The sequence below is a fragment of the Pseudomonas sp. UM16 genome (genome assembly GCF_050312595.1).
In the GTDB taxonomy this organism is placed as follows: Bacteria; Pseudomonadota; Gammaproteobacteria; order Pseudomonadales; family Pseudomonadaceae; genus Aquipseudomonas.
Genome location: NZ_JBNPJT010000031.1, coordinates 1 through 16,367 on the forward strand (window position 1 = coordinate 1; position 16,367 = coordinate 16,367).

General features: G+C 59.6%; 14 protein-coding genes and 2 tRNA genes. 5 read left to right on the plus strand and 11 right to left on the minus strand.

Going from position 1 to position 16,367, the window contains the following annotated elements; genetic code table 11:
• Nucleotide 1: 1 nt before the first annotated feature.
• Together ACQRAX_RS24680 and gltX are read right to left on the minus strand one after the other, a co-directional pair.
• Nucleotides 2-77: transfer RNA gene (locus tag ACQRAX_RS24680), tRNA-Ala, on the minus strand.
• 212 nt (nt 78-289) lie between these two features.
• Nucleotides 290-1,771 (minus strand): glutamate--tRNA ligase, encoded by a 1,482-nt coding sequence (gltX, locus tag ACQRAX_RS24685; RefSeq protein WP_412040707.1) that lies wholly within the window; start codon nt 1,769-1,771, stop codon nt 290-292.
• A 145-nt stretch (nt 1,772-1,916) separates the two neighbouring features.
• Here gltX and ACQRAX_RS24690 point away from each other — a divergent pair, with 145 nt between their 5' ends.
• Both ACQRAX_RS24690 and ACQRAX_RS24695 read left to right on the plus strand, forming a co-directional pair.
• Nucleotides 1,917-2,966 (plus strand): HlyD family secretion protein, encoded by a 1,050-nt coding sequence (locus tag ACQRAX_RS24690; RefSeq protein WP_412040708.1) that lies wholly within the window; start codon nt 1,917-1,919, stop codon nt 2,964-2,966.
• 49 nt (nt 2,967-3,015) lie between these two features.
• Nucleotides 3,016-4,506 (plus strand): MDR family MFS transporter, encoded by a 1,491-nt coding sequence (locus ACQRAX_RS24695; protein WP_412040805.1) that lies wholly within the window; start codon nt 3,016-3,018, stop codon nt 4,504-4,506.
• A gap of 57 nt (nt 4,507-4,563) precedes the next feature.
• Here the strand turns inward: ACQRAX_RS24695 and uvrB are convergent, their stop codons facing one another.
• A complete protein-coding gene (uvrB, locus tag ACQRAX_RS24700; protein ID WP_045187195.1) occupies nt 4,564-6,579 on the minus strand; it encodes an excinuclease ABC subunit UvrB in 2,016 nt (671 codons plus the stop codon).
• Nucleotides 6,580-6,887: 308 nt separating this feature from the next.
• Here uvrB and ACQRAX_RS24705 point away from each other — a divergent pair, with 308 nt between their 5' ends.
• Nucleotides 6,888-8,084, plus strand: a complete 1,197-nt coding sequence (locus ACQRAX_RS24705) for an amino acid aminotransferase (RefSeq protein ID WP_412040709.1) — start codon at nt 6,888-6,890, stop codon at nt 8,082-8,084.
• Between the two features lie 62 nt (nt 8,085-8,146).
• Nucleotides 8,147-8,222: transfer RNA gene (locus tag ACQRAX_RS24710), tRNA-Asn, on the plus strand.
• A 116-nt stretch (nt 8,223-8,338) separates the two neighbouring features.
• Here ACQRAX_RS24710 and ACQRAX_RS24715 read toward each other — a convergent pair.
• The 4 genes from ACQRAX_RS24715 to ACQRAX_RS24730 all read right to left on the minus strand — a co-directional run bounded on the left by ACQRAX_RS24715 (nt 8,339) and on the right by ACQRAX_RS24730 (nt 11,315).
• On the minus strand, nt 8,339-8,899 hold the full coding sequence (locus ACQRAX_RS24715) for a DUF1285 domain-containing protein (RefSeq protein ID WP_412040710.1): 561 nt from the start codon (nt 8,897-8,899) through the stop codon (nt 8,339-8,341).
• A gap of 10 nt (nt 8,900-8,909) precedes the next feature.
• Complete coding sequence (locus ACQRAX_RS24720; RefSeq protein WP_101292044.1) at nt 8,910-9,515, minus strand: DUF4823 domain-containing protein; 606 nt, start codon at nt 9,513-9,515, stop codon at nt 8,910-8,912.
• A 66-nt stretch (nt 9,516-9,581) separates the two neighbouring features.
• A complete protein-coding gene (locus tag ACQRAX_RS24725; protein WP_412040711.1) occupies nt 9,582-10,550 on the minus strand; it encodes a GTP 3',8-cyclase MoaA in 969 nt (322 codons plus the stop codon).
• 126 nt (nt 10,551-10,676) lie between these two features.
• Nucleotides 10,677-11,315, minus strand: coding sequence for a TetR/AcrR family transcriptional regulator (locus ACQRAX_RS24730; RefSeq protein WP_045187184.1), 639 nt, complete (start codon nt 11,313-11,315; stop codon nt 10,677-10,679).
• Between the two features lie 72 nt (nt 11,316-11,387).
• On the opposite strand from ACQRAX_RS24730, the gene ACQRAX_RS24735 reads away from it, so the two are divergent.
• Nucleotides 11,388-12,521, plus strand: a complete 1,134-nt coding sequence (locus ACQRAX_RS24735; RefSeq protein ID WP_412040712.1) for an aminotransferase class V-fold PLP-dependent enzyme — start codon at nt 11,388-11,390, stop codon at nt 12,519-12,521.
• Nucleotides 12,522-12,761: 240 nt separating this feature from the next.
• Here the strand turns inward: ACQRAX_RS24735 and ACQRAX_RS24740 are convergent, their stop codons facing one another.
• The 4 genes from ACQRAX_RS24740 to mltG are packed head-to-tail and all read right to left on the minus strand — an operon-like array spanning nt 12,762 to nt 16,366.
• Nucleotides 12,762-13,544, minus strand: coding sequence for a TatD family hydrolase (locus ACQRAX_RS24740; protein WP_412040713.1), 783 nt, complete (start codon nt 13,542-13,544; stop codon nt 12,762-12,764).
• Nucleotides 13,545-13,586: 42 nt separating this feature from the next.
• Nucleotides 13,587-14,573 carry a DNA polymerase III subunit delta' gene (locus tag ACQRAX_RS24745; protein ID WP_412040714.1) on the minus strand — a complete coding sequence of 329 codons (987 nt, stop codon included), beginning with the start codon at nt 14,571-14,573 and terminating at the stop codon, nt 13,587-13,589.
• Nucleotides 14,566-15,198 carry a dTMP kinase gene (gene tmk / locus ACQRAX_RS24750; RefSeq protein ID WP_412040715.1) on the minus strand — a complete coding sequence of 211 codons (633 nt, stop codon included), beginning with the start codon at nt 15,196-15,198 and terminating at the stop codon, nt 14,566-14,568. The genes ACQRAX_RS24745 and tmk overlap by 8 nt, the downstream gene beginning before the upstream one ends.
• Before the next feature lie 19 nt (nt 15,199-15,217).
• Entirely contained in the window at nt 15,218-16,366 is a 1,149-nt protein-coding gene (gene mltG, locus ACQRAX_RS24755; RefSeq protein WP_412040716.1) for an endolytic transglycosylase MltG, read from the minus strand.
• Nucleotide 16,367 lies beyond the last annotated feature (1 nt).

The following is a 16,367-nucleotide window of genomic DNA, read 5'->3' on the forward strand; positions in this document are numbered from 1 at the left end:
TTGGTGGAGCTAAGCGGGATCGAACCGCTGACCTCCTGCATGCCATGCAGGCGCTCTCCCAGCTGAGCTATAGCCCCACAATGTCGCTCTGAACTGAATCGCTTGGCTGGGTGCTTCGCGCTTCATTTCGTTCATCGCTGTGGACGGGGCGCATATTAAGATCGGATTGCGAACCTGTCAAATATATTTTCAACAAAATTCAAAAAAAATTTCCGAGATAACAAACACTTACCACCCAAAGCAGGGAAACACCCCGGAATTACTGGGGTGAAACCCTGTGACAAAGCAATCAGGCAATGGTGCCCAACAGCTTCTCCCACTCTTTGTTTTCCTTCTTCGACACACCACCGAGCAGGTCCAGCGCCTGACGCAGGCGGTAGCGGGTCAGGTCAGGGCCGAGGATTTCCATCGCATCGAGCACTGACACCGAGCTGGCCTGGCCACTGATCGCGGCGAACATCAACGGCATGGCATCACGCAACTTAAGTTCCAGCGCCTCGACCACCGCCTGGATGCAGCCGGTAATACGGTCTTTTTCCCATTGACGCAGGCTTTCCAGCTTCCACAGGATCAGTTGCATGACCTGACGCACCTGGTCGGCCGACAGTTTTTTGTGCTCGAACAGTTTCGCATCGAGCTTGAGCGCACCTTCAAAGAAGAAGCCACCCAACGGCGCGATCTGGCTGAAAGTCTCTACCCTGCCCTGCACGTGCGGGGCGATCTTCATCATGTAGTCGCTGTTGAACGCCCACTTTTGCACGCGCGCAGCAAATTCTCCCACCGGCAAATCACGCAGCCACTGACCATTGAGCCAGGACAGCTTCTCGATGTCGAAGATCGGACCACCGAGGGACACCCGCGACAGGTCGAAGTGCTCGACCATCTCAGCCAGGGAGAACTTCTCGCGCTCATCGGGCATCGACCAGCCCATGCGCCCCAGGTAGTTGAGCATGGCTTCCGGCATGAAGCCCATGCGCTCATAGAAGGTCACTGAAGTCGGGTTCTTGCGCTTGGACAGCTTGCTTTTATCCGGGTTACGCAGCAGCGGCATGTAGCACAGGGTGGGTTGCTCCCAACCGAAGTACTCGTACAGTTTGATCAGCTTGGGCGCCGAGGGCAGCCACTCTTCGCCGCGCAGCACGTGGGTGATGCCCATCAGGTGGTCATCGACAACGTTGGCGAGGAAGTAGGTTGGCAGGCCGTCAGTCTTCATCAGCACCTGCATGTCCATGCGATCCCATGGGATCTCGACATCGCCACGCAGCAAGTCCGGCACCACGCAGACGCCTTCGCTCGGCACCTTCATGCGGATCACATGAGGCTCGCCAGCGGCCAGGCGACGCGCCACTTCTTCGGCCGACAGCAGCAAGGCACGACCGTCATAGCGCGGGGTTTCGCCGCGGGCCATTTGCTCGGCACGCATCTGGTCCAGCTCTTCGGCGGTGCAGAAGCACGGGAAGGCATGGCCCATGTCGACCAGTTGTTGGGCGTATTGCTTGTAGATATCGCCGCGCTCGCTCTGCCGGTACGGGCCATGCGGGCCGCCGACGTCCGGACCTTCGCTCCACTCGATACCGAGCCAGCGCAAGGCGTCGAAAATCTGCTGCTCGGACTCACGGGTCGAACGCAGTTGGTCGGTATCTTCGATACGCAGGATGAATTCGCCACCGTGCTGCTTGGCAAAGCAGTAGTTGAACAGGGCGATATAAGCGGTGCCGACGTGGGGATCGCCTGTCGGCGAAGGCGCGATGCGCGTACGAACGGTGGTCATGAAGAGTCTCGAACTAGAGATGAATCAAAGGCTGGATATTAACAGGGAGCGGGCACCCGGCTCCAGCAATGGGCGTGATCAGCACTTGTGGCGGTGGATCCAAACGCGGTTAAATTTGCTTACATTTTTGGAACGATAGTACCTCATGCCCGCCCAACTGAAACGTCGCCTCCTGGTTTTCCTGACCCTGGTCCTGCTGATCGCCCTCGCCTTTCTCGCCCAGTGGTACTTCAAGGGACGCTTCTACGAGAGCACCGACAATGCCTATGTGCAAGGCGAAATCACCCGGGTTTCCAGCCAGCTCAGCGCGCGCATCGACGAAGTACTGGTGCAGGATAACCAGCACGTGGCCAAGGGCGACCTGCTGGTGCGCCTGGAACCGGATGATTTCCGTCTGGCGGTGGAGCGCGCCCGCGCAGCACTGGATACCCGTGAAGCGGAGCGTCTGCAGGCCGAAAGCCGTCTGACCCAGCAATCGAGTTTGATCGCTGCCGGCCAGGCCCAGGTTGCCGCCAATCAGGCGACCCTAGGTCGCGCTGAACTTGACCTCAACCGCGCACAAGCCCTGCGCAAACCCGGTTATGTCTCGGAAGAACGCGTGACCACCCTGTCTGCGGAAAACCATGTCGCCCGCTCGCACGTCAGCAAAGCCCTGGCTGACCTGCAAGGCCAGCGCCAACAGGTCAACGCCTTGACCGCTGAAATCAAACGCCTCGACGCGCAGATCGTCAACGCCCGCGCCGACCTGGCGCAAGCTGAACTGAACCTGACTCGCAGCGAAATCCATGCCCCCATCAGCGGCATGATCGGCCAACGCGCCGCCCGCAACGGCCAAGTGGTACAAGCCGGCGCTTACCTGTTGTCGATCGTACCGGACCAGGACATCTGGATTCAGGCCAACTTCAAGGAAACCCAGATCGGCCATATGCAAGCCGGGCAGAGAGCCGAACTGGTGTTCGATAGCTACCCCGACACGCCGATCCAGGCGCAAGTCGACAGCCTGTTTGCCGCCTCTGGCGCCCAGTTCAGTCTGCTGCCACCCGACAACGCCACCGGTAATTTCACCAAAGTAGTGCAGCGTATTCCGGTGAAGTTGACCTTCGCCGCAGACAACCCGCTCAACGGCAGAATCCGCCCAGGCATGTCGGTTACCGCCACCGTGGACATCCGAGACAGCGCCAGCAATGGCCGGTGATCAACTGATCCGTCCCGTCGGCGAACCGAGCCGACGCGACTGGATCGCAGTGATGAGCGTCATGCTCGGCGCGTTCATGGCGGTACTGGACATCCAGATCACCAACTCCTCACTCAAGGACATCCAGGGCGCCCTTTCGGCCACCCTGGAGGAAGGCTCATGGATCTCCACCTCGTACCTGGTGGCCGAGATCATTATGATTCCGCTGACCGCCTGGCTGGTACAGCTGCTGTCGGCGCGGCGACTGGCGGTTTGGGTGTCTCTGGGCTTTCTGGTGTCGTCGCTACTGTGCTCGATGGCCTGGAACCTGGAAAGCATGATCATCTTCCGCGCCATGCAGGGTTTTACCGGCGGCGCGCTGATTCCCCTGGCCTTTACCCTGACCCTGATCAAACTGCCCGAACACCATCGTGCCAAGGGCATGGCCATGTTCGCCATGACGGCTACCTTTGCGCCGTCCATTGGCCCGACCCTGGGTGGCTGGCTGACCGAGAACTGGGGCTGGGAATACATTTTCTACATCAACATCCCACCGGGCCTGCTCATGATCGGCGGCCTGATGTATGGCCTGGAAAAGAAGCAAGCGCATTGGGAACTGCTGAAAAGCACCGACTACGCGGGCATCGTTACCCTTGGCGTCGGCCTCGGCTGCCTGCAGGTATTCCTTGAAGAAGGCCATCGCAAGGACTGGCTGGAGTCGAGCCTGATCGTCAGCCTCGGCAGCATCGCCCTACTGAGCCTGATCAGCTTTGTGATCGTGCAGTACTCCAAGCCCAACCCGCTGATCAATCTGCGCATTCTCGGTAACCGCAATTTCGGTTTATCGAGTATCGCCAGTTTAGGCATGGGGGTTGGCTTGTACGGTTCGATTTACCTGTTGCCGCTGTACCTGGCACAGATCCAGAACTACAACGCCCTGCAAATTGGCGAAGTGATCATGTGGATGGGGGTTCCCCAGCTGTTTCTGATTCCACTGGTGCCACAACTGATGAAGGTGATTTCGCCGAAGATTCTTTGCACCGTGGGTTTTGGCTTGTTCGGCCTGGCCAGCTTCGGCTCTGGGGTACTCAATCCGGACTTTGCCGGCGAGCAGTTCAACCATATCCAGATCGTCCGCGCCCTCGGGCAACCGATGATCATGGTGACCATCTCGTTGATCGCCACTAGCTACATCCTGCCTCAGGATGCGGGCTCGGCGTCGAGCCTGTTCAACATTCTGCGTAACCTCGGTGGCGCCATTGGCATTGCCCTGCTGGCGACGCTGCTGGATGCACGGAGCAAGGTGTATTTCGACTACCTGCGTGAGTCGCTGGTGCCGAGCAACCCGCAAGTGGCCGAGCGTTTGGCGCAGTTGGCTGAGAGACTGGGAAGTGATGCCGCCGCGCTGGGCAAGTTAAGTGAGATTACCCACCAGCAGGCGATGATCATGGCCTACAACGATGCCTTCCATTTTGTCGGCATTGGTTTGGCGATCAGCATGCTGGCGGTGTTGATGACGCGCAAGTTGCCGCAGGGTTTGAAGGCTGGGGAAGCTCACTGACCTGTGTTACAGGCTTTTTGACTCGTAACCGCTGTCTGATGGCAGCGGCTCCCCCCCTCAACCCGTAATCAAACGCTCACGCAATGCCGCAATCTCGTCACGCATCTGCGCTGCCGCCTCGAACTCCAGATCCCGCGCCAACTGGTACATCTTCTCTTCCAGCGCCTTGATGCGCTTGGCTATCTCGCCAGGCGAGCGCAATTCGGCCTCATACCGCGCACTTTCTTCGGCCGCCTTGGCCATGCCCTTGCGCTTCTTGCTGCGTGAGCCGGGCACGTTGGCGCCTTCCATGATATCGGTGATGTCCTTGACCACACCCTTGGGCACGATGCCATTGGCGGCGTTGAAGGCAATCTGCTTGTCACGGCGACGCTCGGTTTCGCCGATTGCCCGCTCCATTGAGCCGGTCACTCTGTCGGCATAGAGAATCGCCCGCCCATTGAGGTTACGCGCCGCCCGCCCGATGGTCTGAATCAGTGAGCGTTCAGAACGCAGGAAACCTTCCTTGTCGGCATCGAGGATCGCCACCAGCGACACCTCAGGCATGTCCAGGCCCTCGCGCAGCAAGTTGATCCCCACCAGTACATCGAAGGTGCCCAGGCGCAGATCGCGAATGATTTCGACCCGCTCCACCGTGTCGATATCCGAGTGCAGATAGCGAACCCGCACGTCGTGATCGGCCAGGTAATCAGTGAGGTCCTCGGCCATACGCTTGGTCAGGGTCGTGACCAGTACCCGCTCCTCCACCGCCACACGCTTGCGGATTTCCGAGAGCAGGTCGTCAACCTGGGTGGTGGCCGGACGCACTTCAACCTGCGGGTCGACCAGACCGGTCGGACGCACCACCTGCTCCACGACCCTGCCAGCATGCTCGGCCTCATAGTTGCCTGGGGTAGCGGAAACGAAGATGGTCTGTGGGCTGACGCTCTCCCACTCATCGAAACGCATCGGCCGGTTGTCCAGCGCCGATGGCAGGCGGAAGCCGTACTCGACCAGGGTTTCCTTGCGCGAGCGGTCGCCTTTGTACATTGCCCCGACTTGCGGAACGCTGACGTGGGATTCGTCGATCACCAGCAATGAGTCAGGCGGCAGGTAATCATAGAGAGTCGGCGGCGGCGCGCCGGCCGGACGCCCGGAGAGGTAGCGCGAGTAGTTCTCGATGCCGTTGCAGTAACCCAGTTCGAGGATCATTTCCAGGTCAAAGCGGGTGCGTTGCTCCAGACGCTGGGCTTCGACCAGCTTGTTGGCCTTGTGCAAGTATTCGAGGCGTTGCTGCAATTCCTCCTTGATGCCCTCCACCGCGTCGAGCAGGGTTTCACGTGGCGTTACATAGTGGCTCTTGGGATAGAAAGTAAAGCGCGGCAACTTGCGAATCACCTCGCCGGTCAACGGGTCGAAGGCGGCAATGTTCTCCACTTCATCATCGAACAGTTCGATGCGGATGGCTTCCAGGTCCGATTCGGCCGGGAAAACATCTATCACATCACCGCGCACGCGAAAGGTGGCGCGGGCAAAGTCCATTTCGTTGCGGGTGTACTGCAAGTCGGCCAGGCGACGCAGCAAGGCACGTTGATCGAGCTTGTCGCCGCGATCGACGTGTAAAACCATCTTCAGGTAGGTTTCCGGGCTGCCCAAACCATAGATACACGACACCGTAGTGACGATGATCGCGTCGCGACGCTCGAGCAGCGCCTTGGTCGCCGACAGGCGCATCTGTTCGATATGGTCGTTGATCGAAGCATCCTTCTCGATGAAGGTGTCAGACGACGGCACATAGGCTTCGGGTTGGTAGTAGTCGTAGTAGGAAACAAAATACTCGACCGCGTTATTGGGGAAAAACGCCTTGAACTCGCCATACAACTGCGCCGCCAGGGTCTTGTTCGGCGCCAGCACCAGGGTCGGCCGCTGCACCTGGGCGATGACGTTGGCGATGCTGAAGGTCTTGCCCGAGCCGGTCACCCCGAGCAGCGTCTGATGCGCCAGGCCCGCTTCGATGCCCTCGACCATCAGGCGAATAGCTTCGGGCTGGTCGCCGGCTGGCTGGAAACGGGTGACGAGCTGGAACTCGGACATGACAAACCTCTGTGTTAGCGCGACGTTTTTGCGCAAATGCTGGCAACTGTATTTATAGACAGTACTTATACCCAATTAGGGGTCAAGAACGCCAGTTTCAACTCAGTGTCGCGAGCATTTCTGAGTATGGACCGGTCAATTCGACTAACGGTCGAAAAATATTCAGCGAAACAGCAGGAAAAGCTGCGTCAGACTGTCGCCGTGACCGATGGGTATCACTATACTGACTCCCCGTTTGTGCACCGCTCTAGTGCATTCGGCTGGAGCGTGCGGACCTCTTCCACTCTCCATTCAGAGCCAAGGTAATAATGAGCCTGTTTTCCGCTGTCGAGCTGGCACCACGCGATCCCATTCTGGGCCTCAACGAAGCTTTCAACGCCGATACCCGTAGCAATAAGGTCAACCTGGGTGTAGGTGTTTACTGCAACGAAGAAGGGCGTATCCCACTGCTGCGCGCAGTGATCGAAGCCGAAACCCAGCGCGCTGCCCAGCACGCTTCCCGCGGTTACCTGCCGATCGACGGCATCGCCGCCTACGACCAGGCTGTGCAGAAACTGCTGTTCGGTGCCGAGTCGCCACTGCTGGCCGCTGGCCGCGTGATCACCACCCAGGCCGTCGGCGGTACCGGCGCGCTGAAGATCGGTGCCGACTTCCTCAAGCAAGTGTCGCCCAACGCCGTTGTGGCAATCAGCGACCCGAGCTGGGAGAACCATCGCGCCCTGTTCGAAACCGCCGGTTTCCCGGTACACAACTACCGCTATTACGACGCTGCTACTAACGACGTCAACCGCAGCGGCATGCTCGAAGACCTCAATGCCCTGCCGTCCGGCTCGATCATCGTGCTGCACGCCTGCTGCCACAACCCAACAGGCGTCGACCTGAGTCTGGACGACTGGAAAAACGTCCTGGAAGTGGTCAAGGCCAAGGGCCACGTGCCATTCCTCGACATGGCCTACCAGGGCTTTGGCGATGGTATCCACGAAGACGCCTTCGCAGTGCGCCTGTTCGCCGAGTCGGGCCTGAACTTCTTCGTCTCCAGCTCGTTCTCGAAATCCTTCTCGTTGTACGGCGAGCGCGTTGGCGCCCTGTCGATCATCACCGAGTCCAAGGAAGAGAGCGCGCGCGTACTGTCCCAGGTCAAGCGCGTGATCCGCACCAACTATTCCAACCCGCCGACCCACGGCGCCAGCATCGTCGCCGCCGTGCTCAACAGCCCGGAACTGCGGGCGATGTGGGAAGAAGAACTGGGTGAGATGCGCCAGCGCATCCACGGCATGCGCAAGCAGATGGTCGAGCTGCTGGCCGAATACGGCGCCCAGCGTGACTTCAGCTTCGTCGGCCGTCAGCGCGGCATGTTCTCCTACTCGGGCCTGACCGTTGAGCAAGTGGCGCGCCTGAAGAACGAGTTCGGCATCTATGCTTTGGATACCGGGCGCATCTGCGTGGCCACCCTGAATCAGAGCAACATTCATGGCGTGACCAAGGCGATCGTCGAGGTCCTGTAACTGACCTTTTGCTCGGGGGAGGCTTGACTTCCCCTTAGCAATCAGTAAGATACGCCACAGATTCCGCGATAGCTCAGTCGGTAGAGCAAATGACTGTTAATCATTGGGTCCCAGGTTCGAGTCCTGGTCGCGGAGCCAAACACTTGAAAAACCTCCAGTTGCGCTGAGCACTGGAGGTTTTTTCGTTTCAGTGCCTGACTCGCGCCTCACGACTGACAGGGCGCCGATCTTCCACCAGCGCCCCGCCCATAAAATCAGCTGCGGCCAATGGGGTAGAAGACGCCACCGCTCCACACCCCCAGCCATTGCTGACCGTCGATCTGCCGCGGCTCGGCCAGTTCTACCAGCTGATAGAACACATTGCGATGGATCAGCGCCTCGAGGTTGCTGCGCATGTGCACGTAGGGCGACGGCTCTTGAGTACTCGGGTCGACCTCGAAGCGCAGAGGGTGCTCAGGCCCTGCATCAACCTGATCCTCGACATTACTGGTAAAGCGCAGCACCTGCTGCTCGCCGCTGCCCTGCACCGCCACCGCTACCGCCACGAACGGCGCGTCATCGACCTTGATGCCGACCTTCTCCACTGGCGTTACCAGGAAGTAGTCATCACCATCACGGCGCATGATGGTGGAGAACAAGCGAACCATCGGCTTGCGTCCGATGGGTGTGCCCAGGTAGTACCAGGTACCGTCCCGAGCGATGCGCATGTCGATATCGCCACAGAAGTCGGGGTTCCACTGATGCACCGGTGGCAGCCCCTTGTCGGACTTGGGAATCTGCGCCAACAGATCGTTGGCCTTGCCACTCTCGGTCATCACCCTCTCCTCAACGACTCATGCCTAAAAGGCTACGAGCGTAATCCTCAAGGGGTGGGCCGAGCAAATCTTCTGGCTTGTTATCGTGGAACGTCAGCAATCCGCCGCGGCTTTTGATCCGCGCGGTATCGATCAGGTAGCGTGTGTTGGTTTCAATGAGCATCAACTGGACAATACCGGTATCGACACCCAGACGGTCGAGCGCCTGCTCGTCATACCACTCATCACCATTGCCGATGCGGTCATCGGTTCGGGCAAAGCGCGCATACAACAGGTAATGGGCGCCCACTGAGCGGGCCTCAACCAACGCCTGTTCCAACCCCAACGGCCCCTCGGCCCGACGGACCATGGGGAAGTATTCGATAAAGCCCTTGAAGGCCTCCTCGGCCACCACGTTAGGCCGTGGATAAGGGCCCTTGCCTGGTGGCACGAAGGCCCCCTGACCGATGTAAATGAATGAATCAGGTTGCAGACGCACCGACAGCGAACGACGAGTGTCACTGTGATCGAGCAGACCGGCGTCGCTCATTTGATAACGGGCACCCTCGCCCATATCGCTGACTGTCATGCAACCGCCCAGCGCCATCAGCGCCAGCAGCAGAACCAGGCTACGCATCTATCCTCCAGAAGCCGGTGACGGAAAACCGGCGAACAGCTGACAGATGCAGCTTTTGCGCCAGTCTTAGCCGCCGATGATTTTCATCACCGTTGCCCCACCGGAAAACGCCACCGGCTGTTTGTCGCCCAGCGCTTTGACGAGCAATCCTTGCAAGGCGGGCAAGGCCTGATGACGCGGTTTATCCAGCAGGTCGCCGATAAAGTGACGGTTACTCGATGACAAGCAGCCATGCAACCAACCCGTGGAGGACAGGCGCAAGCGTGAACAGGTCCGACAGAACGGCACGCTTTCGTTGGCGATTACGCCAAAATAGCCCTGACCGGGAATCTGGTAGCGCAGGGCCGTGGCATCCACTGGTGCATTGGCCTGCAGGTACTCGTAGCGTTCGCCAATCAACTGCAACAGGTGCTCGAGACTGACGAACTGCTGCAGGAAGGCATTGCTGTCACGGGCCAGATGGCCCATGCGCATCAACTCGATGAAACGCAGCTCGAATCCGCGGGCCAGGCAATAGTCCAGCAGCGGTACCACCTGATCAAAGTTCTGCCCACGCAAGGGCACCATGTTGACCTTGATCTTCATCCCCGCCGCACTGGCTTGCTCCATGCCATCGAGCACCGTGGCCAGGTCGCCACCGCGGGCAATGCGCCGAAATGCATCGGGATCGAGCGTATCAAGGGACACGTTGAGGCGACGAATACCGGCAGCACGCAGCAGCGGCAGCTTGCGCGCCAGCAACTGGCCATTGGTGGTCAGGCTGATTTCGTCCAGGCCCAGGTCAGCGATGGAAGTCAGGAAGGTTTCCAGCTTGGGACTGACCAATGGCTCGCCGCCGGTCACCCGCACTCGCTCAATGCCGGCAGCTTCGATCAGATAAGCCACACCACGCGCCATGGCTTGCGCCGACAGCTCATCCTGGGCTGCCACCAGACGTTTACCGTCCGGAACGCAATAGGTACAGGCATAGTTGCAGGCAGCGGTGAGGCTGACACGCAAGTTGCGAAAACGCCTGCCTTGGCGGTCGACGATCATGGGTGACTCCGGCATGGATGAATCGGGCCTGCAAAACCTGACTCAAAAATCAGGTTTTTGCAAGCCTCTTACATGAGTATAGGCCTGCGGGCTTATCTCAGTCGCGCCGTCACCCCGTAAAACGGCTCAGTTGCCGGCAACATCCGGATCACGCTTGCGCTTGTTGCCCATGCGCACACCGATGTCCATGAGGAACTGGAAGAAACCTTCCTGATCTTCTAGCACATTGCTCCAGAACGGCGAGTGATAGAGCGCCACAGCACCATGCACCAACGCCCAGGCGGCACAGTAGTGGAAGTACGGCGGCACGTCTTCGAGCTTGCCTTCGCTGATGCGGCCCTTGATCAGCAGGGTCAGGCGCTCGAAGTTGGAGGCGCGGATCTTGTGCAGCTCCTCGACCATCTCCGGCACCTGGTTACCTTTGACCACTTTCTCTTCGAGGCGGTCGAACAAGCGGTAGCGCTGCGGATCACGCATGCGGAATTCGAAGTAGGCTCGCGACAGCGCTTCCTTGTCGCGGTCGACGTCGGCAGAGTGCAACAGTTCGTTCAAATCGCGCTCGTAGTCGAGCATCAGGCGCAGGTAGATTTCCGCCTTGGATTTGAAATGCTTGTAGATCGTGCCTTTGCCGATACCGACTGCATCAGCGATCATCTCGACGGTGACGCTGTCTTCACCCTGTTCGAGAAACAGCTTGAGCGCGGTATCGAGAATTTCTTGCTCACGGCGACGAAACTCACGGACCTTACGAGGTTCTTTCTGCATAAGAAGGACTGGATCAAAATCGAAGCCGGTTATTATGCCTAACTTGCGCCAAAATGCACGGATCATCCGACCATGTCTATCTTTCTTGATGAGTTTGAGCAGGCCTCAGGCCTTCGCTATCTGAACCACGCAGCCGTCGCACCCTGGCCCAGAAGGGCCAGCCAGGCCGTTGCCCGCTTCGCCAATGAGAACGTTTTGCTCGGTGCCAGGGACTATTCGGACTGGATGGCCATGGAGCAGCGCCTGCGCGAACGCTTGATGCGCCTGACGAATGCGCCATCGACTGATGATATCGCCCTGGTCAAAAATACTTCCGAAGCGCTTTCATTCGTCGCGTTCGGGCTGCAGTGGCAGACAGGTGACCAGATTGTCATCAGCGATGAAGAGTTCCCCTCCAATCGCATCGTCTGGGAAGCCTTAGCCGATCAGGGTGTTGAAGTGCTCCAGGTGAGCCTTAAAGGCCAGGACCCGGAAACCGATCTGCTCGCTGCCTGCGGCCCGCGCGTGCGCCTGCTGGCAATTAGCGCAGTGCAGTTCGCCAGCGGCTTGCACTTGGACCTGGCACGACTCGGCCAGGGCTGCCGCGAGCGAAACGTACTGTTTTGTATTGACGCCATCCAGCAGTTGGGCGCCCTACCCTTTGATGTCCAGGCTTATCAGTGCGACTTCGCCATGGCTGACGGCCACAAATGGATGCTCGGCCCGGAAGGCCTGGGCGTGTTCTATTGCCGTGCAGAGGTTCGTGCGCAACTGAAGCTCAGTGAGTATGGCTGGCATATGCTTGAACACATGGGCGACTACAGCCGCACCACGTGGGAACCAGCCCGCAGCGCCCGACGTTTTGAGTGCGGCAGCCCGAACATGCTGGGCGCGGCGGCACTGGATGCCAGCTTGTCGTTGCTTGAAGAGGTTGGCATGGAACAGGTAGCGACACTGCTTGCCGAGCGCGTGCAGTGGTTCTACGACGGATTGGCGGCCATTCCCGGGGTAACGGTGCACAGCCCGGAGGATCCACAACGCCGGTCGGGGATCGTTTCGTTCAGCATCGCGGGGGTTGAAAACACCGAGACCTATCTGCGCCTCAAGCAGGAACAGGTGGTTTGCATCACCCGTGGGCCTGGGGTGCGGTTTTCCCCGCACTTCTACACCACCAAGCAGGTGATCGACGAAACTCTGCAAATTGTCAGGCAGATAGCAGAGCGATGAGTGCTCAGCAGGCGTGGCTGTATTCCAAATCTGTTTAAAAAACGACCAGGCAACGCTGGCAGCCCGCCAATCCTGACCAATACTTCAGGTGTTGGCGCGGCACACCCCCCCAGTGGCGCGCCGATAAAGGTGCTCAGGGACCGCGTACCTTTGTTTTACTCCTAATGGTCTTAACCCGGATTCACCCCCCAGAACCCGGGTTTTTTTTGCCTGCGATTTATTACACCTGCAGGAGCGGGATCAGGTCACCCGTGCCAATGGGAACAGGCGCTTGAAGTTGGCGGTGGTCTGCTCAGCCAATTGCTCGTAGCGCTCACCGCGCACCATTGCCACGAACTCCGCCACTTCGCGCACGTATTGCGGCAAGTTTGCTTTGCCCCGGTAGGGAATCGGCGCCAGATAAGGCGAGTCGGTCTCGACCAGCAAGCGGTCAGCCGGTACTTGCCGGGCAACATCGCGCAAGGCATCGGCATTGCGAAAGGTGACAATGCCGGACAAGGAGATGTAATAGCCCAGGTCCAACGCAGCCTTGGCCATGTCCCAGTCTTCGGTGAAGCAATGCAGCACACCCGCCTGGTCCAGGTCTGCTTCGCGCAATAGCGTCAGGGTGTCAGCACGCGCCGCACGGGTGTGGATAATCACCGGCTTACCCGTAACCTGCGCAGCCTGCAAGTGCAAGCGGAAGGAGTCTTGCTGCACCTGCGCCGCTTCCGGCTCGTAGTGGTAGTCCAGGCCGGTTTCGCCAATGGCCACCACATGCGGGTGCTCAAGCTCCTTGAGCAACCAGTCCAGCGGCGGCGCGCCGTCCGGGGTCAGATCCAGCGGGTGAATACCCACCGAACAGTCGACGTCGGCATAACGCTCACTCAGATCCTTGACCGCCTTGGCATTATCGGCGCTGACGCCGATGCACAGGAAGTGACCGACGCCGCGGGCACGGGCGGCGTCCAGCGCTGCATCCAGGGAGCCCTGGTGAGCACTGAGGTCGAGACGATCGAGGTGGCAATGGGAATCTACAAGCATGGGCACATGACAACACTGAAATTAAATAATGGGCAGCTCGACTCACCGCTGGCCGGGCAACATCGCCCAGGAGGCCAGTAACGCTTCGAGCAACAACACGCGATTGAGATTGGCCTTGGCCAAGACCTTCTGGCGCTGGGCGAGGATCCAGTCCTGGATCTCCAGGACCTTGCCCTGGCCGCTCTTCTGCGCCAGGTATTGCACAACCTTGCGCATATCGCTCAAGCCTAAACCTTCCTCGTCCTCGGTCAACTGATAGCGCAGGATGAGGTTTGACCAGTCGCAGAACCAGTCGAATAGCTGCAATAAGGGAATGGCATTCCAGGCTTCGGCCAACTGACTGGGCGATTGCTGCTGCTTGAGCAGTTTCTTCACCCCATCGACCACCAGCGCCCGCTGCTCGCGGATTCCCTGCGCCTGCAGTTTGACTGCCGCCAAGGGTGAACCTGCGGCTAGCGTAAGCAACTCAAGGCGCTCCTGTTCATCGCATTCAGGCAATGCCGAACTCAACCAAGCCAAGCTTTGTGCGGCATCAGGCAATGGGCACGCCTGCTGCACACAACGACTCTTGATGGTCGCCAACAAGCGGCTGGGCTGGTGACTGACCAATAGCAGCACGGTGTTGCCGGAAGGTTCTTCCAGGCTTTTGAGCAAGGCGTTGGCAGCGTTGATGTTCATCGCTTCGACCGGCTCAATCAGCACCACCTTGCGCCCGCCCAACTGCGCGGTCTGGACCACGAAGGACACCAGGTCACGCACCTGATCGACCTTGATCGGCTTATCGGCCTCCTCCGGCTCCAACACGTAGTTGTCCGGATGACTGCCGGCCACCAGTAACAGGCACGACTTGCATTGCCCACAGGCATGCAGGTTGGCTGGCCGCTGGCACAGCAGCAAGGCCATCAGGCGCTCGGCCAAGGCCCGCTTACCGATGCCTTGCGGCCCATGCAACAGGTAGGCGTGAGCATGCTGAGTGCGTCCCGCCAGTTGTCGCCACAACGCCTGCTGCCAGGGAAAGGCCTCAGCCACGGCCGCGTTCCACAATCTGCGGCAGCAAGGCATCCAATGCCTGCTGCACCTGGGGCAACGACTGCGCGGCATCGATCAATAGATACTGCTGCGGGGCCGCCTTGGCGCGTGCCAGGTAAGCCTGACGGACAGCTTCGAAGAAGGCTTTGCCTTCTTGCTCGAAACGATCCAGACGACCACGGGCCGCCGCCCGTGACAGGCCAATCTCTACCGGCAGATCGAAGACCAGGGTCAGGTCCGGGCGCAGTGTACCCTGAACAAATTGCTCAAGGGTGGCAATACGCTCCACGCAAAGCCCACGACCACCGCCCTGATAGGCGTAGGTAGCGTCGGTGAAGCGATCACACAACACTACCGCGCCACGCGCCAGCGCCGGGCGAATGACCTGCGCCAAGTGCTGGGCACGGGCGGCGAAAACCAACAGCAGCTCCGTGTCGGCATCCATCGGTTCATCGCTAGGGGCCAGCAGCAATTCACGAATTCGTTCGGCCAGCGGCGTGCCGCCAGGCTCTCGGGTCAGCACCACATCCATGCCCTGGGCCCGCAAGTGCTCGGCAAGGTACTCGCGATTGGTGCTCTTGCCCGCGCCTTCGGGGCCTTCCAGGGTGATAAACAAGCCGCTCACAGGCAGTCCTTACAGTTGATCATTGCGGGGAGGTTTCACTGGCCGGTGCCGACTGCTCAGGCGCGGGCTCAGGACTCACCTCGGTGGGTTCCGGGGTCTGCGGCTCGACCGCAGGTTCAGCCTCAGGCTCGATCACCGGTGCCGGGCTCGAACGGTAGTCGGCACGGCGCTTGATCTGATACTCGCGAACTGCTGAGTTATGCGCATCCAGGTCATCAGAGAAAATGTGGCTACCGTCGCCACGGGCGACGAAATACAGGCTGCTGCCCGGCGTCGGGTTCAACGCGGCATGAATGGCTTCACGCCCGACCATGGCGATCGGCGTCGGTGGCAGCCCCGCATTGGTATAGGTGTTGTAGGGCGTCGGCTCACGCAGGTCGGCGCGGGTGATCTTGCCGTTGTAGCGCTCGCCCATGCCGTAGATTACCGTCGGGTCAGTCTGCAGCAACATGCCAATACGCATGCGGCGCACGAACACCCCGGCGATTTGCCCACGCTCCTGAGGCACACCGGTTTCCTTCTCCACCAGCGACGCCATGATCAGCGCCTGGTACGGATCACGGTATGGCAAATCGGCCGGACGCTCGGCCCACTCCTTGGCCAGCACCTCATCGAGGCGCGCATACGCCTGCTGGAGAAACTCCACGTCAGTCATGCCACGCACGAAGCGGTAGGTGTCAGGGAAGAATCGCCCTTCTGGAAAAACTCCGGGGTGACCGAGCTTGTCCATCACCTCGGCATCGCTGAGGCCATCGAGGGTCTGCTTGATCTTTTCATGCTTGGCCACTGCCGAGCGCACCTGACGGAAGTTCCAGCCTTCAACCAGGGTCAGGCTGTACTGCACGACATCACCCCGGCGCCAGACTTCGAACAGCTCGCGTACGGTCATGCCAGGGGTCATGCGGTATTCGCCGGTATGCAACGGCACACCGGCCATATTGAAGCGCCAATACAGACGCAGCCAAAAGGCATCGTCGAGCAGGCCTTGGCTCTCCATACGGTAGAACATACGGTTAGGGTTGGTGCCAGTGGGCACGTCGAGCAGTTGTTCCTGACTCACGTGCAGGGTCTGCTCAAGTGCTGAGTTCACTTTCCAGGCCGAAAACCCCAGGAACAGGCCTGCCAGGATCAATCCAGTCTCCAGCAGCACCAAGAATTTACGTCTCACA